Consider the following 19253-nt stretch of genomic DNA (forward strand, 5'->3'; position numbering starts at 1 on the left):
CTACACCTGGAAATGCCGCAGGAAAACCTGCCGCAAGCCCCGCCAGAAGCGGCTTGCGATGGGCTGATCGGCATGGGCGAAGCGCACATGCACCCGCTCCCCGAAGCGCGCGGCCTCGCCCTGCGGGGTGTCGAACACAAGATCGAGATGCAGGAACCGCCCGATGGTGCGCTGATGCGCGGGGTCCGTCGGGTCGAGCGCGATGGACCCGCCGCCCTGGATGCTCAGCGCCGGGCTGGGCACCGATTCCTCAAGCCGGGCGCCGACGCGCTCGACCCGTGCGGGGCGGGCCTCGGCGCGCAGGCTGGCGGCGCGCACGGCCACAGCGCGGGTGTCCTGCAGCACGAGGTCGGCCTCGTTCTCCGGCACCGCGACGCGGATCACGGGATCGTCATGGCGCACCACATGGCCGATCAGCTCGCCCTTGCGGATGTAGCGGCCGAGCAGCTCCTCCGGCCGGCGCAGCACCAGCCGCCCGGCGGTGCGGGCGCGGATGGTGAGCAGCGCCAGCCGCTCCTCCGCCGCGGCCAGGTCGGCGCGTGCGAGGGTGAGTTCCTCCAGCGTCATGCGCGCGCGCACGGGGTCCGAGACGTCGCGCATGGCATGATGCGCCTCAAGCTCCGCGACCCGGCCGGCGAGCAGCCGGGCGCGGGCGGCCAGCGCGGGGTCCTCCAGGCGCAGCAGGGGCGCCTCGGCCTCGACCTCGGCATTCGGCGCGGCGAGCAGCGCCACGGCCACGCCCTCGGCGCCGGCGAAGACCGCGGCCTCGCCCCGCATCCAGACCACGCCCTCGGCCATGGTGGCGTGCGGCAGGGGGGTGGCGAAGACCAGCCCCGCGCCCAGCGCCAGCGTGCCCGCCGTGACGGCGAAGGCACGGCCGCGATGGCGCCGCAGCGCCGGGCTCGCCACCAGGAAGCGCAGCCACTTCGCCAGCGGCACGCCCATCATCAGCACCAGCGACCAGATGGCGATCAGCACGCCGATGACGAAGAACTGCGTGCCCACCAGCAGCGCGATCGCGAAGGCGACGACCATGCGATAGAAGAAGGAGGCGATGGCGTAGAAGAACAGCCAGGGCGCCTCGCCGGGCGCCATCGCGGCGGGCTCGGCGCTGGTGACGCCGAAGGCGTGGCGCTGCACCAGGTAGCCGATATGCGCATTGGCGCGCTGCGCGAGGTTGGGGATCTCGATCAGGTCGGAGAGCACATAGTAGCCATCGAAGCGCAGCAGCGGGTTGCCGTTGAACACCACGGTGGAGACGCCGCAGATGAGCATGACGGAGAAGGCGAAGGCGCGCACCAGCCCGGGCTCGGCATTCACCCAGACGATCATGGCGATCGAAGCGAGTGCGACCTCGACCAGGATGCCCGCGCCCCCCACCACCGCACGCCGCCATTTCGAGGCGAAGGACATGCTGTCCGACGCATCGACGTAAGGCACCGGCATGAAGACCAGCAGCATCACGCCGATCTCATGCACCTCCCCGCCCCAGCGCTTCACCGCCCAGGCATGGCCCAGCTCATGCACCGTCTTGACCAGCGGGTAGGTGAGAACAAGCAGCAGGATGTTCTCGGTGGCCAGCACGCGGTCGGTGATGTCACCCGAGAGCGCCTCCCAGTTCTGCCCGGCCAGCAGCAGCGCATAGCCCACCAGCAGCAGGAACAGCACGGCGCCGAAGCCGGAGAAGATCAGCCGCGCGATCGGCGCGGTGGCGTTGAGCACCTCATCCGGGTCGAGCAACGGCAGGCGGATGGCCAGCGGGTTGAGCAGGCCCGCCATCAGCCGCTTGCGCCGCTGCCGCCGGCCGCGATCGGCGAGTTCCCCGATATCGGGCGGGATGTCGCCGAACAGCACATCCGCCGCATGCAGCTGGCCGAGCAGTCGGATCACCTCATCCTGCGTCAGCGCATCGTCGCCCAGCCGGGCCGAGGCCGCGCTCCAGACCTCCTCCAGCGTGCGCGTGCCATCCATCAGCCCGACCAGCAGATGCGCCGAGGGCGAGAAGCGGTGGAAGCGGCCCGAGCTGCGGTCCTGCAGCACATACCAGACCTGGCCGCGGAACAGCGTGCGGTGGAAGCGCGCATGGGCGCGCAGCCGCGGTCGAAGCCCCGCGACGCGATACCAGGAGGGGCTGAGGAAGGATTTCTCGCTCACGGCGTCCAGCGCCAGGCAGCGAGGCGCAGCCAATCCACGAGCCGGCGGGTCCAGATGCGGATCAGCAGGCGCTCGCCCACCACGGTGCGGCCCACGCCCACCATGCTCGGGCGCAGCCGCTCGCTCGCCCCTTCCAGCGCTGCCTCGACGCGGAAGAAGTTGCGGCCCTGGCCCTGTTCGGAGATCGGCGTGATGCGCTCGATCCGGTAGCGCTGCGGCGCGCCGGGCGCGGCGGCGAGCACCAGCGTGCCTTCCTGGCCGATGGCGATGTCGGCGATGTCGCCTTCCTCCACCTCCAGCACCACGCGATAGGCGTCGAGCGGGGCGATCTGGAACAGCTCCTCCCCCCGCTCCACCGCGCCGCCCACCCGCTGGCTGAGATTGCCGCGCACCACCATGCCGGCGAAGGGGGCCAGGATGCGCGTGCGCGCCAGCTGTTCCTCGATCAGCGCGAGCTGCGCCTCAGCCTGGTCGATCTGCGCGCGGGCGATGTTCGCCTCGGCGCGCTGCCGCGCGGCCAGGGCGCGGTCGTATTCGTTGATGCGCTGCTGGCGCTGCGTGGCAAGGCGCAGGCGCTCCAGGCGCAGATCCTGGTCGTCGAGCCGCGCCAGCAGCTGGCCCTCGGTCACGATCTCGCCGGCGCGGGCGTGCTCGGCGCCGATATAGCCGGCGAAGGGGGCGACCATGGAACGCTGGATGCGCCCTTCCAGCACGGCGGGCGAGGTCAGCGCATATTCGCCGCGCGCGGTGGCGAAGAAACCCACCAGCAGCACGAGCGCGAGGGTGGCGAGCTTGCGGCCGAAATAGCCGGGCCCGAGCAGACGCTTCAACTGCGTCATCAGGCTCTGGGCGATCTTCACCGGCAGCAGCCGGTCATTGGCGCGCTTCTCGGCCAGCACGGGGCCGACCAGCGTCGCCACGCCATCCAGCAATTCGACCAGCGCGGGCGCGAAGCTCCGTCCCGCCGGACGCTCGAGCGTGATGGCGCCGATGCGCGCCCCCTGGTGGCTGAGCGGCAATGTCAGGATCGCCCCGGCGCGGTGCTGCGCGGCGAGGTCCGCATGCGCGCGCGTGACGCGGAACTCCCAGCCCGGCTGCGGCGGATAGACGATGACCGCGCCCTGGTCGAGCGCCTCTTCCATCGCGGCGCCGACATCGCGGATCAGGTTCATCCGCTCGGCGAACCAGGCGGCGTTGGAGAGCGCCTCCACCCGCACATGCCCGCCGCGACGGAAGCCGATGCTGACCGGATCGCAGTCGAAGCGCCGGGCCAGTTCCGTGGCCAGCGCGGTGGCGGCAGCGCGCGCCTCCTGGTGTTCCAGCACCACGCCGAGCAGGTCGAAGGCGGCGGTGGCGCGCTCGCGCAGCGCGGCATCCTCCGCCATCTGCTCGCGCCGCAGCAGCGATTCCACCCAGCCCGCGCCCCATTGCAGCTGGCGCATCGCGCCCGCCGCGCTGGCCTGGGGGGCGAGCGCCAGGGCGCAGACACCGCACAGCCGGCCTTCGAGCAGGATCGGCGCGGCGACGAAATGCGCGCCCTCCGGCCCCGGCAGCATCAGGCCCTGCCGCTGCGCCAGCGCCTGCTCGGCCGCGGCGGAGAGGCCGGGGGTCAGCGCGGCGATGTCGGGCCAGGCGGCGGCGGGGCGGAAGGGCCCCGCCTCCGGCTCACCAAGCACCAGCACGCCGGCCGTCGCACCCTCGACATGGCGGCATTGCAGCGCCAGCCAGGCGGCGGCGAAGGCCTCGCCGCCCTCGGCCGCGCGGAAGCGGTTCCAGAGCGCCTGGTCGAGCAGCGGGTGGCTGACCAGGCTGGGCAGGATCTCGGCCGGGTTGCGCCGGTCAGCGACCAAGCGAGGCCCCTCCCCCGGTCCAGCTGCGCGACCAGTCGATCGCCGCCGCGCTCGGCAGGCTGGCCGGCTTGCTCACCGGCACGGCCCCGAGGCCGGTGGCGAAGGGCTGGCGCAGATGCGCCGCCCAGGCCGGGTCGAGGAAGGCGCCCAGCCCGTCGGCGAAGAGCCGCGCCCCACCGCCGGGCAGGCTGAGCGGCGCTTCGAGGATCGCGGCCGCCCCCTCCACCGTCAGGCGGCGCCCGACATCGAGCGTGGCCGCCATCGCCGCCTGGCCCGGCGCGTCATCGGCGAAGCCCATGACATGGCCGAGTTCATGCACCACCACCGAGAGCAGGTCGATGCGACCGGACGCCGCACCACCGGCCAGGGCAAGGCGCGTGCCGGGCGCGAATTCCTCCGCGCGCAGCGGTGTCGCGTCGATGAACCAGCCATGGCCGGCGGCATCGGCGTCGAGCGCGATCACGCTGCACCGGGTGTTGCCGAGCATGAGGTCCGGCAGATCCGCCACCACGATGCTGACCGGCGCCGTCGCGGCAAGCTGCGCGGCGCTGACCTGCCCGCTCATCGCCCAGAGCGCCCGCGCCGCCTCGAGCAGCGCGGAGGCCGCCCCGGCCTCGAGGGCGGGCACGCGCACCGGCTGGTCTGGCGCGCGCGCCGCCATCAGCGGCGGGGTCTCATCGGGGAAGATCTCGTCGGCCAAGCCGCCACCCTCGATGAGATCGATGCCCGGCCCGCCCACCAGCCAGTCATCGCCCGCATCGCCACGGATCGTGTCGTTCTGGCCGTTCAGCTTCGCGGTGGAGAGGAAGGTGCCAAGGCTGTCGAGCGCGGTGGTCTGGATCTTCTGCGGCAGGGCGTCGGGCAGGTTGGGGTCGCGCACCTTCTGCTCGATGATGCCGTGGTCGCCGAAGATGATGTCGCGCGTGCTGGCATCGCTGCCCGGCGTGGCGCCTGCGCCCTCGCCTTCCAGCACGTCGCGCCCGGCCAGCAGCCGGTCACGCATCTGGGAGGGCGCGGGCGCGATGAAGGTGCCGGTGAGATGCGCGCCGAGGTCGAGGCTCGGCGCGGGGCTGGCATCGACCGTGGCGATGAACAGCGCGCGCGTGGTGATGTCCACATTCACGCCGCTGTCGCCATAGATGTGGTCGGGGCCGCCCTGGCCGAGGATGCTGTCATCGCCCGAGCCACCGGCGAGGTGATCGCCCGCCTGGCTGCCGATGAGCGTGTCCTGCCCCATGCCGCCATGCGCGGTGAGCCCGACGCTGGGCAGCGCCTCGGGCGCGACGCCGCTGAACAGCAGGCCCGCATCGATCAGGTCGTTGCCCGCATGGCGATAGAGGTTGGCGCGGGGGAAGATGAAGCTCGCATCCTCCTGCGCGCCGGGGGCCCGCAGCGGGAAGGGATCGAAGGGCGCGGGCCCGAAATTCGCGCCCAGCGTGTGATGCGCCCGCCCGCCATACCAGACGCCATCCTGGCCGGTGTCGCCATGGATCACGAGCGGCGAGTCCGGCCCGCCACCGGCACGCACCACGAAGTGGTCGCCACCGATGCGCACGCCGCCATTCTGCGTCAGGTCATTGCCGGCGACCGTCAGCGTCTCGAGCGGGCTCGGCGCCAGCCCGCCCTCGGCGAAGCTCATCTTCGTCGCGGTCAGCGCGATGATGGTGCGCATCTCCGCCTGCCCGCTGAGGGAGACGCTCATGCCGACCTTGAAGCCCTCCAGCAGCCAGCTGCCGGTGGCGCGCTCCAGGGCGGCGTTGCTGACCTGCACCGGCACCGTCGCCTCGATGCGCAGCGGCTCGACGACGCTGATGCTCATGGTCCCGCTGAAATCGGCGAGGAAATCGGGCCCGTCGAGCAGCAGTCTCGAGCCCTTGCCCCAGCCCTCGAAGGCATCGAGCGGGCGCAGCGCCGTGCGCGCATCCGCGATCCCCTTGATCGTGCGCAGGAAGGTCTCGCCGCTGAGCTGCACGGACTGACCCACCGCGAAGCGCGCCTCCGGCCAGGCGAAGCCATCGAGGCGCGTCAGCTCCGTGGCCCCCTTCTGCATCGCCATCTGGCCGATGACCTCAAGCTGCTGGTTGCCGCCGCCATGCAGCACGGTCAGCCCGCCCTGCGGCCCGGCCAGTTCGAAGCGGGTGGTCAGGTTCGCCGCCGTGACGAGTTCACTGCCCTCGAGCGTCATCGTCTTGCCGTCCGGCGAGATCGCGGCAATCCGCCAGCGCCGCTCGCCGGTCAGCAGATCCGCCATCAGCAACTGCCCGGCGCGGAACCCATCATCGCGCCAATTGCCGCTGATCCGATCGACGGTGCCACCCGTGCCGTTTGGCGCCGTGTTGACCGCCGCCGCCAGGGAGACCAGCGGATCGACCGCGACCAGCGTCTGCAGCGCGCTGCCGGCGGACAGCGGCGCGCCCTGCAGCTTGAGCAGGCTGCGATCATTCGGATCCGCCCCATCGCCCAGGACGGAGGCCACGATCCAGGTGCCGGCCAGGCCCTCGATCGTGACCTCCTGGCCCACCAGGAAACCGGCCGCCGCGAAATCGAAGCCCGGCCGCTTCACGATTCCGCCGTCTCCGGTGGGCGAGAAATCCATGTTGCCCATCACGCGGATCGTGGAATCGTTGCGCAGCGTGCCGTTCACATCGACGCGGTCATCGCCCTGGCCCAGCAGGAGGTTGACCGTCTCGATCATGGTCACCTCGCTGCCGCGCACCACCTGACCATCCACCATCATGATCCGGCCATAGGAGATGCCGTCCGCGAAGGTGCCGGGCTCGCCGAAGATGGGCGCCGAAAGGCCGAAGCCGAGCCCATCGGCCATGCCGAAGCCGCGCAGCGCCGTGCCGTCCACCTTGCCGGCCAGGTTCTGCTGACTGCCATCGCCGAAGACGTTCAGCACGTCGATCTGGCGCGATTCCGCCGGCTGCACGCCGACCGGCAGCAGGAAGGCATCCCGCTCGCCGGGCAGCTTCGCGGCCAGACGCAGGCTGCGATCGGCGCCGATGGAGCCACCCTCAACCTCCAGCGGTCCCTGCACCGCCGAGAGCAGATGCACCTGCGCGGCGGCAAGCTTCACGCCCTGGCGCATCGGCGGCAGGTCGAAGAGCGGATCGGCGCGCAGCACCACGCTTTGCGGGGTGTTGAAGTCCTTGCCGCTGAAATTCGCCACCGCGGCGATGCGCGACAGCGTCCAGGGCAGACGCTTGCTGAAGCTGGTCGGGATCTGCCCCTCGGGCGTGAAGACGATCGCCTGGTCGCGCGTCGCGTTCTCGCCCTGGATCAGGGCGATCTTGAAGTCGGCAAAGCGCTCGCCGTCCGAGAGTCGCACGCGCATGCCCTCGAGGAAGCCGTCGGCCAGCCAGCCGCCGCCATCGGTGCGGGTCAGCGTCCGCGTTGCGCCATCGAGGTTCATCACGCCGCTGTAGCGCCCTTCGCGGGTCAGTTCGCTCAGCGTCACGATGTTGTCCTGGGCGATGCCGACCGGCGCGAAGAAGCGGTTCACCGTGATCTTCGTCGCGGTCACGCCCGTGATCACGTAGTCGCCATCATAGCCGACCGTGCTGCCGATGCGCAGCAACTCACCCACCCGGAACCCCTCGGCGATGAAGCTGCCATCCTGGTTGCGCTCGATCTGCCCGCCACTGAGCGAATTGCTCAGCAAGGCCGCCCCCTCGAAGAACAGCGACTCCCGGATCGTGCCGATATCCTGGTAGCGCGCCGCAACACCGTTGACCGTCAGCACATCGGCCAGCCCATCGGTCAGCAGCGCGACGGTGACGGTCGAGGTCGGCTGCTGCGTCAGGCGGATCGTGTAGTTGTCGGTGACGCTCTCATCCGCCTCGGTCTGCAGGTCATCACGGGCCAGCGTGGTCGAGCCCCCGCTCTGCTGCACCAGAACGCCGGCCGTGTCGTTGTCGATCACCTTGATGGCCACGAATGCCGGCGCGCTGCGCAGATTGGGGAAGATGTAGGCCGGGTCGGAGGTCGCGGCGTTGCGCGTGAAGCCGACGCGCACGCTCATCGTGTCCTCCCGATGCGCATCATCGCGAGCTTCCACGCGGATCACCACGCCCTGGTCCCAGTTGGTGGCGTTGAAGGTGATCTGCCAGCGTCCATCCACCTGCTTCATGCGCGGGTCGGAAAGCTGGTTGAACAGCTGGATCTGCCGATCCGCCGCCGCGTCCAGGTTGACATCCAGCACGACCTCCGTCCCGGCCGCGGGCGGGGCGGAGAGCTGGACGATGAGGTGATCCTCCTGGCCGGTCTTGTCGGCCCCTTCGATCACCAGCGTCTGGCCATCCTCGATGAAGCCATTGCCCTGGAACACGCCCGGGAAGATCTGGAAAAGGTTGACGCCCGGCGTGTCGTTGTCCCGCACCGTGACCTCGACATTGCGCACCGCGACGCCGTTGTAGGCCCCGACATTGGAAATGACGCCATGCTGGATGACCGTGACCCGGTCGCCCTCCGCCCGGGTGTCATCCGGCGCGTAGACCAGCACGGCCTGGCCGACATTCCAGTTCGTGGCGTCGAAGCGAAGCACGAGCGAGCGATTGGGCACCTGCACCGTCTGACCATTGATCACGACGCTGCGCTGGAAGCTCGCCAGCGAGACGGAGGGCGCGGTGGTCGCGCTCCCCAGCCAGATGCTGTCGCCGGCCCCGCCACCGAGCGGCGCGGGATCCACAAGGCTGCCGCTCGCCTCCTCCTGCGGACTCCGCGCCGCAGAGACGGTGACGAACACCTCCTGGCCCTGGACCAAGGCCTGCGTGAGCCGCACGAAGTAGATGTCCGTGGTCAGCGCCGTGCCCTCACGCACCGCGGTGAAGCCTGCCGTCTCGCTCACCATCACCAGCCCCTGGCTGGGATCGGCCACATTGTAGTCGAAGCCATCCACCGCCACGCCGTCATAGGCGGCGTCCTTCGAGAGCACCATGTGGTCCACGGCACCCGGCAGCCCCTCAAGCTCGCGAGTGACGATGTCCTCGGTCACATCGCCCGCCACGTTCAGGACATCCGTGCCCAGGCCGCCAATGACGCGATAACCCGTTCCCGCCGCCGTGGATTGCACGAAGACCCGGTCATCGCCCTCCATCGCATCCGTCTCGAAGACCTCGACCGCGGCGTCGCGCACATGCAGCCCCGCGCCCATCAGGCCCTCTCGCGTGAGCACCAGGTCATCCGCATGTTCGGTGCCGACCACGCTGAGCTTGTCGAAGCCCGTGCCCCCATCGACCGAAACAGGAGCGGTGACATTGACGCGCAGCTCATCCTGGACGCCGCCGAGGCGCACGGTCGGATCGCCGCCAAAGCCGAAGGCAGGCAGCGCGACACCCGTCTGCGGGTCAACGACGATGCCGCCACTGCCCCCGCCGACCGTCTCATTGTTCACGAAGGCCAGGGCGAAGGCCCGCACCGTGACGAAGTCATTGCCGTCATCGCCCTCGACACGGAGTTCCGCCTTGTTCGAATAGACCGTGACGGTGTCGTCACCCGTGCCGCCCTGCACCAGCATCGCCGCGGTGTTGCCCGGGCTCAGCCAGCCGCGCGTCGTGGCGACCATGCGCGGGAAATTGTCGGACGGCAGCAGCCCCGCCGCCGCGGCGCTGCGCTGCAGGCCGAAGAGCTGGCCCACCTGGATGGTGTCGTCGCCCGCCCCGCCATCCAGCGTCGCCGTGACGGTGCTGTCATCGACGAAGAAGGCGTCGTTGCCGCCCCGGCCTTCGACCGTCAGGCGCCCGCTGATGCCGCGGTCGTAGTTGATCCGTTGCACCTCGGGCGAGGCCTCGTTCGAGGTCGCCAGATCCAGGTAGGGAGCAAGCGGCCCATGCAGCAGCGCCACATAGGCCGGGCTGCTGGCCTTCTCATTCTCGATCTCGCGGCCCGCACGCAGGACGAAAATGTCATCGGTCGGGAAGGCGACGCCGGTCGATCCGTCGCGACCATTCTGCGTGCCGTTGCGCCCGTAGATGAACAGGTCGTTGCCGAAAGCCTCCGTGACGCCCGTATCGAGGACGTTCACCACGTAGTTGCGCCGATCGATGCCGTTGCTGCCCAGCGTGAAGATCTCGTAGGTGTCCGCACCCTCCTGCCCATCCAGGGTCAAGGCGTGCCCCGCAAGTTCCGCGCCGAGCGCGGTCAGCGCCGTGAGTTGCGCCGGCGAGGTCACGGTCGAGGTGTCCTGCAGGTAGAACACCCTGATGCGGTCCTCTCCCCCGCCAGCAAGGACGCGCGTCCGGGAACCGAGGAAGATATAGCCGCTGCTGCCATGCGTGGTGCCGCCGGTGACACCGGAGACATCGCCGAAATTGATGGTATCGACGTCGCGATCACCCTGAATGGTCGTGCCAAAGCTGGGTGTGGTCAGAGTCGGCGCAAAAGTGCCGATCGGGTTCCCGCCCGTCTGGCTGCCGGGCGTGAGGATGCGCGCCCCGGCGATGATCTGTCCGCGCAGATCCATCGTGGAGCCAATGCCGATGTCGAGATTCTGGTGATCGCCGCGGATCTCGATGTTCTGGCGCGCGACGATGGCGCTGCTGCGATGCAGGGCGATGTTGTCGCCGACCTGCAGCAACACATCTCCCGCCTCGGCGAGGATCAGGCCGCGCGCCACATTGCGCTCCGCATCCGCCTGGTTGCCGGGCAGTCGCGTATTGCTCTCCGCGAAGCGTGCCGTTCCCTGGCGCAGGAGCTGGAGGTCCTCTCCCTGCGCATTGGACTCGCGCACCGTGAGCCGGATGTCGCCGCCGAAGCTGTGCGCCAGCAGCAGCCTCAGCGCGCCATTCGTCTCGGTGACGAAGATGCTGAACGGCGCCTCCAGCGCCACATCATGCCCCGCCCCTTCCAGCCCCGGCGTGGAGACGCCTGCGCCGCTGTTGATGTCGAGGTCATTCTCCGCCTGACCAATGGCGGAGCGCACACCATTCGCATCGATGTCGATGGACAGGCCGATGACGTCAGCATTGGCCTCATTGTCGAAATCGATGATGGAGCCGTTCACCGTCCGCAGTGAGACATTGGCCTTGCTGTGGATGAGGCCCACGGGCATCGCCCCAGTGAGCTCATCCAGATAGATCCCCTCATTCACCGGGGCGAAGTTGTCGAAGGCGTCGAGTCGACCTCCCGTGTTGTTGCGGTCGGTGTTCACCTCGAGGAAGTCGGTCGGCTTGCCGATACCGCCCACAGGACCTGGATCCTTCCGCCCACCATCGCCCGAGGTGAGGGTGATGTTGACGCCCGTCACGTCGATGGTCGCCAGCCCGTCCGCATCGAGGATGCGCTGGGAGGAAGCGAGCGCGACATTGCCCAGGGTCGAGTGCACATGCCCAACCAGCATGTCCCCGGCACTCTCCCGCGCCACGATGTTGCCGTTCGTCGTGAGGAAGATCTGCTCGATCCCATCGGCCTCGGATGTGCCACCCGTCCAGTCCACATCCGTCACCAGGGTGAAGTTGACCACCTGATCGGGCGGGGTATCCACGACGACGCTGCTGCCATAGGGCGTGCCACCGATCTGGGTCGTGCGGTAGCTGCGCGCCTCTCCGAAGGTGGTGCTGGTGGTGATGTGCCCGATGTCGATGTCGTCGCCGGCCCGGACCAAGGTGAAGTTATAGGTCGAGTCGATCTCGACGAAGTCCGTGCCGAAGGCGCGACGGATGTTCTCAAGCCCAACATCCACCGTATCCGGCCTGAAGTGGGCACGGAATACATCGACCAGGAAAGCCGTTGCCGACGGTGGGTTGAACAGGCTGACGACCACATCGGCAACCGTGCTGAGGCCATTGCCCTCCTTGCTGTCGTTGACGACCACATCGACATCGTCGCCCGCGGACAGCCGCGCGACAGGAACCGTCAGCGAGAAGGCGCCGCCGAGGACGGCATCCGCGCGATCAAAGGCCGTGAGATCCAGCACCGTGTCGATCGCCGCATCAGCGGTGGCGACGATCTCGAACAGGGCGCCATTGCGGTCGCGGAAGCGCACGAGTTCGACGGAGATCGGATTGCGCGCAGCAACGCCCACCGCCTGCTGGCCGATCGATCCCGTGTCCGAATCGAGATCCAGCCGATTGGTGCGGATCAGTTCCACATCGGCATCGGTGTTGGCGCGGATGCTGCCACGCTCATTCTCGATGGTCGTGGACCCCATCGGATTCTCGATGCGGCCATCGAGGATCACGTCAGAGGCGGCGATGCCGCCCGGCTGGAGGTTCCGGATCTCGATCTGGGTGCGCGCGAAGGTCTGCACCAGGTCGAATTCGAAGGTCGGATTCGGGCCCGGAAGATTGGGATTCTCGGAATCGAGCGGAACGTTGTTGCCCGGGGCATTGGTCGGCCCGTGGATGACATCGACGGCGATATCGATGGTGCCGCCGAAGGCGACGACATCGATGAGATTGGTGCGGAGATTCTTCGCGGAATTGTTGGTGATCTTCACGAAGTCCCAGGTACGCTTGTATTCGAAGCTGCCTGCATTGCCCCAGATCTGGGCATTGGGCGCGCCATCCAGCGCATTGGCAAAGAAATTCGCCTTGGGTACCGTGTCGTAGTCCATCGCGAGCACCGTGATCTCGGGCGTGGTGATGAGATCACCCAGCTGGAACCCGCCCGCCACCTCGATGTTCACCTTGCGGGTGATGCGACCCGCGGCATCGACAACCAGTTCGGGGTTCGCCTCCCCGAGCATCACCACTGTGCTTTCCCAGAAGATCTCGCGCAGCGCATTGCGCGTCGCACTTTCCGACTCGGTGCCGCCATCGAAGACGGCACCCGAGCGGACGGCGTCGGCGGAGGAGCTGACGTTGGACTGCAGCACCTGCACATCGAGATCCGCCGTGCGGATCACCGACGCATCGCGACCTTCCACCTTCGCCCGCGAGTCGAGCGTTGCGTTGGCGAAGGAATCGGTATCCCCCCCGAGCGCGTCCAGGTCCGCATTCGCGTTGGCGCTGTTCGACGTCTCCTGCACCTGGACGATCAGGCTCACCTTGGTCCGTCCGTTGGTTTCGGATCCGAGCAGCAGCGCGACCTCTGTCAGCGCCTGGATGCGCGTATCGGCATCCGCATCGGTATTGGCGCCGACGGCGCCCACATCCGTCTCGGCATCCGCATCCGCCCGCAGCTTCTGATTGGTCGCGCGCAGCGTGACGAAATTCGCCACCAGATCCGCATTGCCGCGGATCTCTGTGCGCGTGGAGGCATCCGCCTCGCTGCCCGTTCCGGCCCCACGGCTGTTCAGAATCCGCCCGATATTCGCATCGGCGAAGGATTCGCCATCCGCCCCCACGCCACCGCTGTCGCTCTCGGCATCCGCATCCGAATCCGAGGTCGATCGCGCGTCCATCGTCAGCGCATCGGCTGCGGTCAGATCGCCATCCACCGCGATCAGCGAGGTGAACTGGATATTCGACTCGGCAAGCGCCGTCGCCGCGGCACCAAGCCCCCCCGTGCCGACCGACGCCACCGAATCGACATCCGTGTCCGCCATCGTCTCCAGCAGGATATCATCGCGGGCCGTGAGCACCGCCCCGTTGGATACAAGGAGCCTGGTGTTGTTGATCGCGGTGCCCTTGGCCACTGCGTCACCCAGCGCCACGAAGCCACCGCCAGCGCCGTCCGACACCGCCTTGACCACACCGAAGCTCAACGTCCGCGCGACGATGTCGGTAGCGCTGAGCGTGGCGCCCGCGCCGATCGTCAGGTTGGTCGTCACAGTCTCCTGCGCCACCGCGGTCGCGCTGCCGATCTGGATGAAGCCGCCGCCCACACCCGTCGTGCTCGCGGTGATCTGCTGGTCACCGGTCGGCGCCCCAGCCGCCGCCTTCGCGCCGCCGACGCCGTCGAAGCGCCCTGCCCCACCCGATGTGAGATCCAGCACAACGAGATGCTGGCCGCTGCCGCCCGCCGAAGTCAGGTTGTTGCCTTCGATGGCGAAGCTATGCAACCCGCCGGTCGTGTTCGCCCCCAGCGTGAAGGACTTCGCGGCGCCGCCTGGCGTATCCGCAAGACGGAAAGAGGTGTTCGCGACCACGTCCCGCACGAAGTACACGCGCCCATCGACCAAGCCGCCGATCGGTTCATCGACGCTGCGTCGCAGGGAGTGGATGCTGTTGTCGCTTGTGTTGCGGATGAGGTCCAGCACCGTGCCCGCATTCGCATTCGCGAGCGTGGTGGCCAGTTGGATGTTGTTGGCGTCGATGACCCTGGCGAAATAGGTCGTGCCGTTGACGAGCGTCCCCGCGCCCGCGAAGTCGATCGGCGTGCCGGTGACCCGATAGATCACCGCGCTGCCGGTGCTGAATCCGTGGTTCTCGATGTAGATGCGGTTGTTGTTGGTGGCCGTGAAGACGCCATCCGCCTCGGCGACATCGACGAGGGCTGCGGTGAACTGCTTGGGCGCCGGCACGCGATAGGTGACCGCGTCGCCATTCGAGAAACCATGCGCCGTGGTGATGGTCCCGCCCGCGGCAACAGCCGCACGGGATACCGTCCGGCTGAGCGCCGTCACGCTGTCATCGAGCAGCTTGATGCGGGTCTCATCCACCGCGAAGACGCGGTAACGCTCGCCGCTCGTCAGCCCGCCGATGGAGGTGTTGCCGTTGTTGAAGTAGTAGATCATGTCGCCGGTGCGCAGGTTATGCGCCGCCGGCGTGAAGGTGCCTCCCCCCGAGGTGAAGCCGAAGCTGATCTCGTCCGTGAGGGTATCCACGCGCGTGCCCTGGAAGGCGCCGCCAAGATAGATGGAGAGGTCATCGCGCACGACCACGCCGTAGTCACGCCCGGCCGTGAGTCCGCCACCGATCCCCGCGGTCGAGGAAATGACCGCCCCGGTCGCGAGCTTATGCGCAAGCTGGAACTGCACGAAGTTCGTCGCCCCCGGCCCCGTCACGCCCGAGGCAGGGTTGGCGCCGTTGAAGGAGGCGACCGTGCCATCGCTGGTCGTCTCGGGCGTAGCTCCGTGCTGCGCCAGCAGCGTGATCGTGCCGCCGGCGTCGACCTGGTCGGCGCCGCCGACCATGAGGCTGACATTCGGCGTCGCATTCGCGCGGGAGGCGAAGCCGTCCTGCACGTTGACCAGGCCACCGCTGGCGCCCTGCGCCTTGCTGTCGGCGTCGGTCGTCTGCACGGCCGCGACGGTGATGTCGCCCGAAACCACCATGCGCGACGTCGCCGAACCGAAGGTCACGCCCAGGGTGGGGTTCGCCGTCGCATTGGCGCTGCCCGAGGTCACGCTCAGCAGCAACCCGCCCGACGCGGAATTGAGCGAGCTGTCAGCGGTGGTCAGGGCCTCCGCCCGCACGATGAGAGCCGTGGCGCCGACCACGCCGCCCTCGCCGATATTGCCGAGCAGGCTGGTGGTGGTCGTGCCCGTCGCCAGCGGCGTGGCATTGCCGGCGCCGATGGAGATCGAGGAGAAGCCGGCCGAGCGCAGCGAGGCCTTGGCCGTGTTCGCGTTGCGCGACAGCACGCTGACGCTGCCATTCGCCGCGCTCAACGCCGCCGCGGCCTCGATGGTGGTGGCGACCGATGCGTTGGCGATCGCGTCGACATCGGCGTCGGTGACGACACCACCGAGGGAGACGGACACGTTCTGCGCCGAGGCCGTGACACCTCGGCCATTGTCCACGGTGCGGAAGCCGTCCGCATCCGTGTAGTTGTGCCGGGCGGCGATGACGATGTCATTGCCCGCACCGCTCGTCGCGACATCGGCATTGGCACCGACCTCGACGACGACGTTGGAGGTGTCCTCGGCGGTCGCCTCGGCCAGGATCACCGACAGCAGCAACGCCCCGCCCACGCTCGAGGCGATCGCGTTCGTCGTGCTGAGCAGCCCCGCATCCACCGTCACGTCCCCGCCGGTCGCCAGCAGGTTCGCGAAGCTGCCGATCTCCGCCCGCACCGTCGCATCCTGCGTCGCGATCGCCTGGTTGGAGGCACCGACGCCGAACAGGGAGAAGCCGGTCAGCCGCGGCGTCGCCTCCACCGTCGAGGTCAGGTTCGCGAGCACACGGATGCCACCCGCCCCCGTCGCCGTGACATCGCTGCGGTTGCCGACGCTGCCCGCGCCGGTCGGGCCGATACGCGCCTCGACCGAGCCGATGTCCTTGGCCTCCGCCTTCAGCTTGCTCACACCCAGCAGGAAGGCGAAGCCGCCAGTGTTGAGGTCGGCCCGCACCGTATGGATCGCGTCCGCCGTCAGGGCGACGCTCGACGCATCGATGTCTCCCCCTTCGCCGATCAGCGCGCGCGTGTCGGAATCGACGATGGTGGCGACCGTCAGCGCATTGAGGGAGATGCCCTCCACCGTCACATTCAGGATATCAGCGTCGGCCGTCGTCGTCGCATCCGCATCCAGCACCAGCGCCCCGGTCAGCTGGATGGTCACGTCATTGCCGATGAAGGTTTCCGTGTCATGTGCCGCGGTGGCGATGACGTCGGATTTGCCCAGGCCGATGAAGCTCAACCGGGCGGTCGTTGCCTCCGCATCCGCGCTGGTGTTCGCCTCGGCATCCAGCGTCAGGTTCTCCGCCGTGATGCGCGCATTGCGGTCCACATAGGCCCGCGTCGCCGAGACCTGGCTGCCGGCCACGGCCGGGTCGAGCTGCCCGACACGCGCAATGGCGCTGTAGGCGGAAACGCCGATCATGCCCGCCGATCCGCCCAGGATCGTCGCCTTGGCCATCGGCTCCGCCAGCAGGGTCTGCGCCCGGAGAGTGATGGCCGAGGCGCCGAGGTCGAGCACCGCATTGCGCCCGACATAGGCCTCCGTCTCACGGCTCGCCGTCGCCAGCGCGTTGAAGACGCCGACGCTGATGCCGATGGATCCGGAGACACCCGTGGCATTCGCCAAGGCCTGGGCGGAACTCTCCACCGCATCCGCCGTGACCGTCCCGGCGAAGAGATCAACGCGCGGGCCGACATAGGCACGCGTGGCGCCAACGAGTTGCGCCGTCGGCAGGATGGCGTTGATCGTCGCGGCGATCGCGAAGGTGCCGCCGAAGGCCTCGGCCTGGGCAACAGAGGCGCTGCGCGCATCCATGTCCAGGATGCCGCGACCGCCGGACATGCTGCGCACCGAAATGCTGCCATTCGTCAGGCGCGTCGTATCCTGGTGCTCACCGGCATAGGCCTCGACGATGCTGTCCACGCGCGCGGTCGGCACGGCGCCGGTGCCGGCGCCGAAGCCCGCCACGGCCACGGCGGTGAGCCGCGCCTCGGCACGCACATTGCCGTCCGCATCCAGCCGCAGGCGGCTGGTGCGCACATCCGTCCCGTCGCCGGCATAGGCGCGGGTGCGCCCACCGGCGATGGCCGTGGGCACCATCACGGAGGCCGCCGCCAGCGCACCCACCGCCGCGCCATTGGTATTGGCAATGGCATCGATGTCCGACCGGGCGAAGACGTCGATGGGGCCCGAGACATCGATGACCGCCGCCGGATCGCCACCGCCGAGACGCCCGCTGGCCGCGCCGACGAAGGCCTCGATGTCGCCGCTGACCGTCGCATCCGCATCCAGCGTCGATACGGTGAGGCCGAAGGAGAGACCGACGAGCGAGGTTCTCGCCTCGGCCAGGTAGGTCACGCGATCCGTGCCGCCCTTGCCCGCCAGGACATCGAGGTCACCGGCATCGATGTTCACGCCGTCGCGCACATAGGCGCTGGTGCGGCCCGAGACGGTGGCCGTGGGCTGCATGACGCTGAGGCTCACCAGCGCCGAGAAGCCGCCGCCATTCACGATCGCCGTGGCTGTCATGCCGGAATCAGCGGAGACGAAAATGGCGCCGCTGTTCACATCGATATCGGTGGTGACATTGGTGGCATTCACCGCGGCATTCGCGCCGAGATAGGCCTCCACCGTGCCGCTGACCGTCGCCGTCGCCGTGACCATCGCGCCCGAGAAGAGCAGGCCGACATTGGTGCTATTGGCGGTGGCGCTGGCGCGCATGAAGGGCGCATCCGCCACCACGCGCAGGCTGCCGGCGTCGATCTCCGTACCCTCGCCGACATAGGCGCGCACCGTGCCGCTGACGATGGACGTCAGGCGAATGCCGGTGAGCGACACGCCACCCGATAGGCCCACGGCGGAGACGGTGGGCAGGGCGCGCATGTCGCCCACGGCGTCAATGGTCACGGCGCCGCCGCCGACATGCACATCCGCAAGGATCGCGGTGGGCACGGTTCCCGCATGCGCGCCGACATGGGCATCGACCAGGCCGGTGATGCGCGCATCCGCATCGGCGCGCGCCAGCGAGGCAAGGCCGCTGACATTGACGGTGGAGGTGCTGGCGGCCGAATCGTAATCGCCATCGGCATCGACATCGAGGCTCTGCGCCACGACACGCCCGCCCTGGTTGACCGACGCGCGCGTGGTGCCGGAGACATCGGCGAAGCTGCGCATCGCGCCGACCGTCGCCCCGAGCGCGGCGCCGACATTGCTGATCGTCGCCGTCGCATCCATGTCGCTATAGGCGTTGATGTCCACGACGCCGCCGATATCGAGCGCACGCTCGACATCGGCGCTGGGGGCAACGCCCAGCGGCGCGCCGATGAAGGCATCCACCAGCCCCGAGACGCGCGCATCGGCGCGCACGAAGGTGCCCGTCGCCCCCAGGGACAGACCGGCAACGAAGGTGGTGGCCGTGGCGGCGTAGTCGATCCTGTCCCCGGGCGCGCCGGCCTCGATGGTCAGGGCGGACGCATCGAGATCCACGCGGTCACGCACGAAGGCCAGGGTGCGCCCGCTCACCGTCGCACTCGGCAGCACGACGCTGAGCGAGAGGCCGCTGAGCGAGGCACCGATGCTGTTGGCCTGCGCGGTCGCCTGCATGACACTGTCGGCATCGACGCGCACGGTGCCGGTGGTGCGCACGACCGGCGCGGCGGCCGTGGAGACGGTGGTCAGGCCCGCGCCGATGAAGGCCGCGACGGTGCCCGATACGATGGCCTCCGCCTGCAGCGTGTTGATCGAGGAGAACAGGCTGAAGCCGGTCGCGAAGCTGCGTGCATCGGCGCGCATGACGGGGGCATTGGCCTGCACCGTCAGGCGCTGCGCCGTGATGTCGGACCCCTCGCCCACCTGCGCCTGTGTGACGCCCGCAACCTCGGCGCGCGGCAGCATCACCGTCGCGCTCAGCGCGCCGCCGGACAGGCCACTCGCCATGGCATTCGCCGTGCGGTTGGACAGCGCCGAGATCAGCACGCCCCCATCGCCCTGCTTGCCCACGGCGACGATATCGATGTCGGTGATCG

The 19253-nt window shown here is 69.0% G+C and carries 3 protein-coding genes (1 of these 3 cut by a window edge); all 3 read right to left on the reverse strand.

The genetic code is table 11. The features are described 5' to 3' along the window. Tightly spaced (each overlapping or abutting the next), the 3 genes in view from AC2D9U_RS02460 to AC2D9U_RS02470 form a layout consistent with a single transcriptional unit that may run on beyond the window. Complete coding sequence (locus AC2D9U_RS02460) at positions 1 to 2154, reverse strand: PqqD family peptide modification chaperone (protein WP_484746100.1); 2154 nt, start codon at positions 2152 to 2154, stop codon at positions 1 to 3. Then, positions 2151 to 4004, reverse strand: a complete 1854-nt coding sequence (locus tag AC2D9U_RS02465) for a GAF domain-containing protein (protein WP_484746103.1) — start codon at positions 4002 to 4004, stop codon at positions 2151 to 2153. Before AC2D9U_RS02465 ends, AC2D9U_RS02460 begins: the two co-directional genes overlap by 4 nt. Next, positions 3994 to 19253, reverse strand: partial view of an LEPR-XLL domain-containing protein gene (locus AC2D9U_RS02470; protein ID WP_484746106.1) — the 3' end only. Its footprint extends 15301 nt past the window's final position; 15260 of the gene's 30561 nt are visible here — the last part of the coding sequence; the start codon falls outside the window, past its right edge — the gene reads right to left on this strand; the stop codon is at positions 3994 to 3996. Before AC2D9U_RS02470 ends, AC2D9U_RS02465 begins: the two co-directional genes overlap by 11 nt.

It is taken from the genome of Roseomonas sp. TF40 (assembly GCF_057219975.1).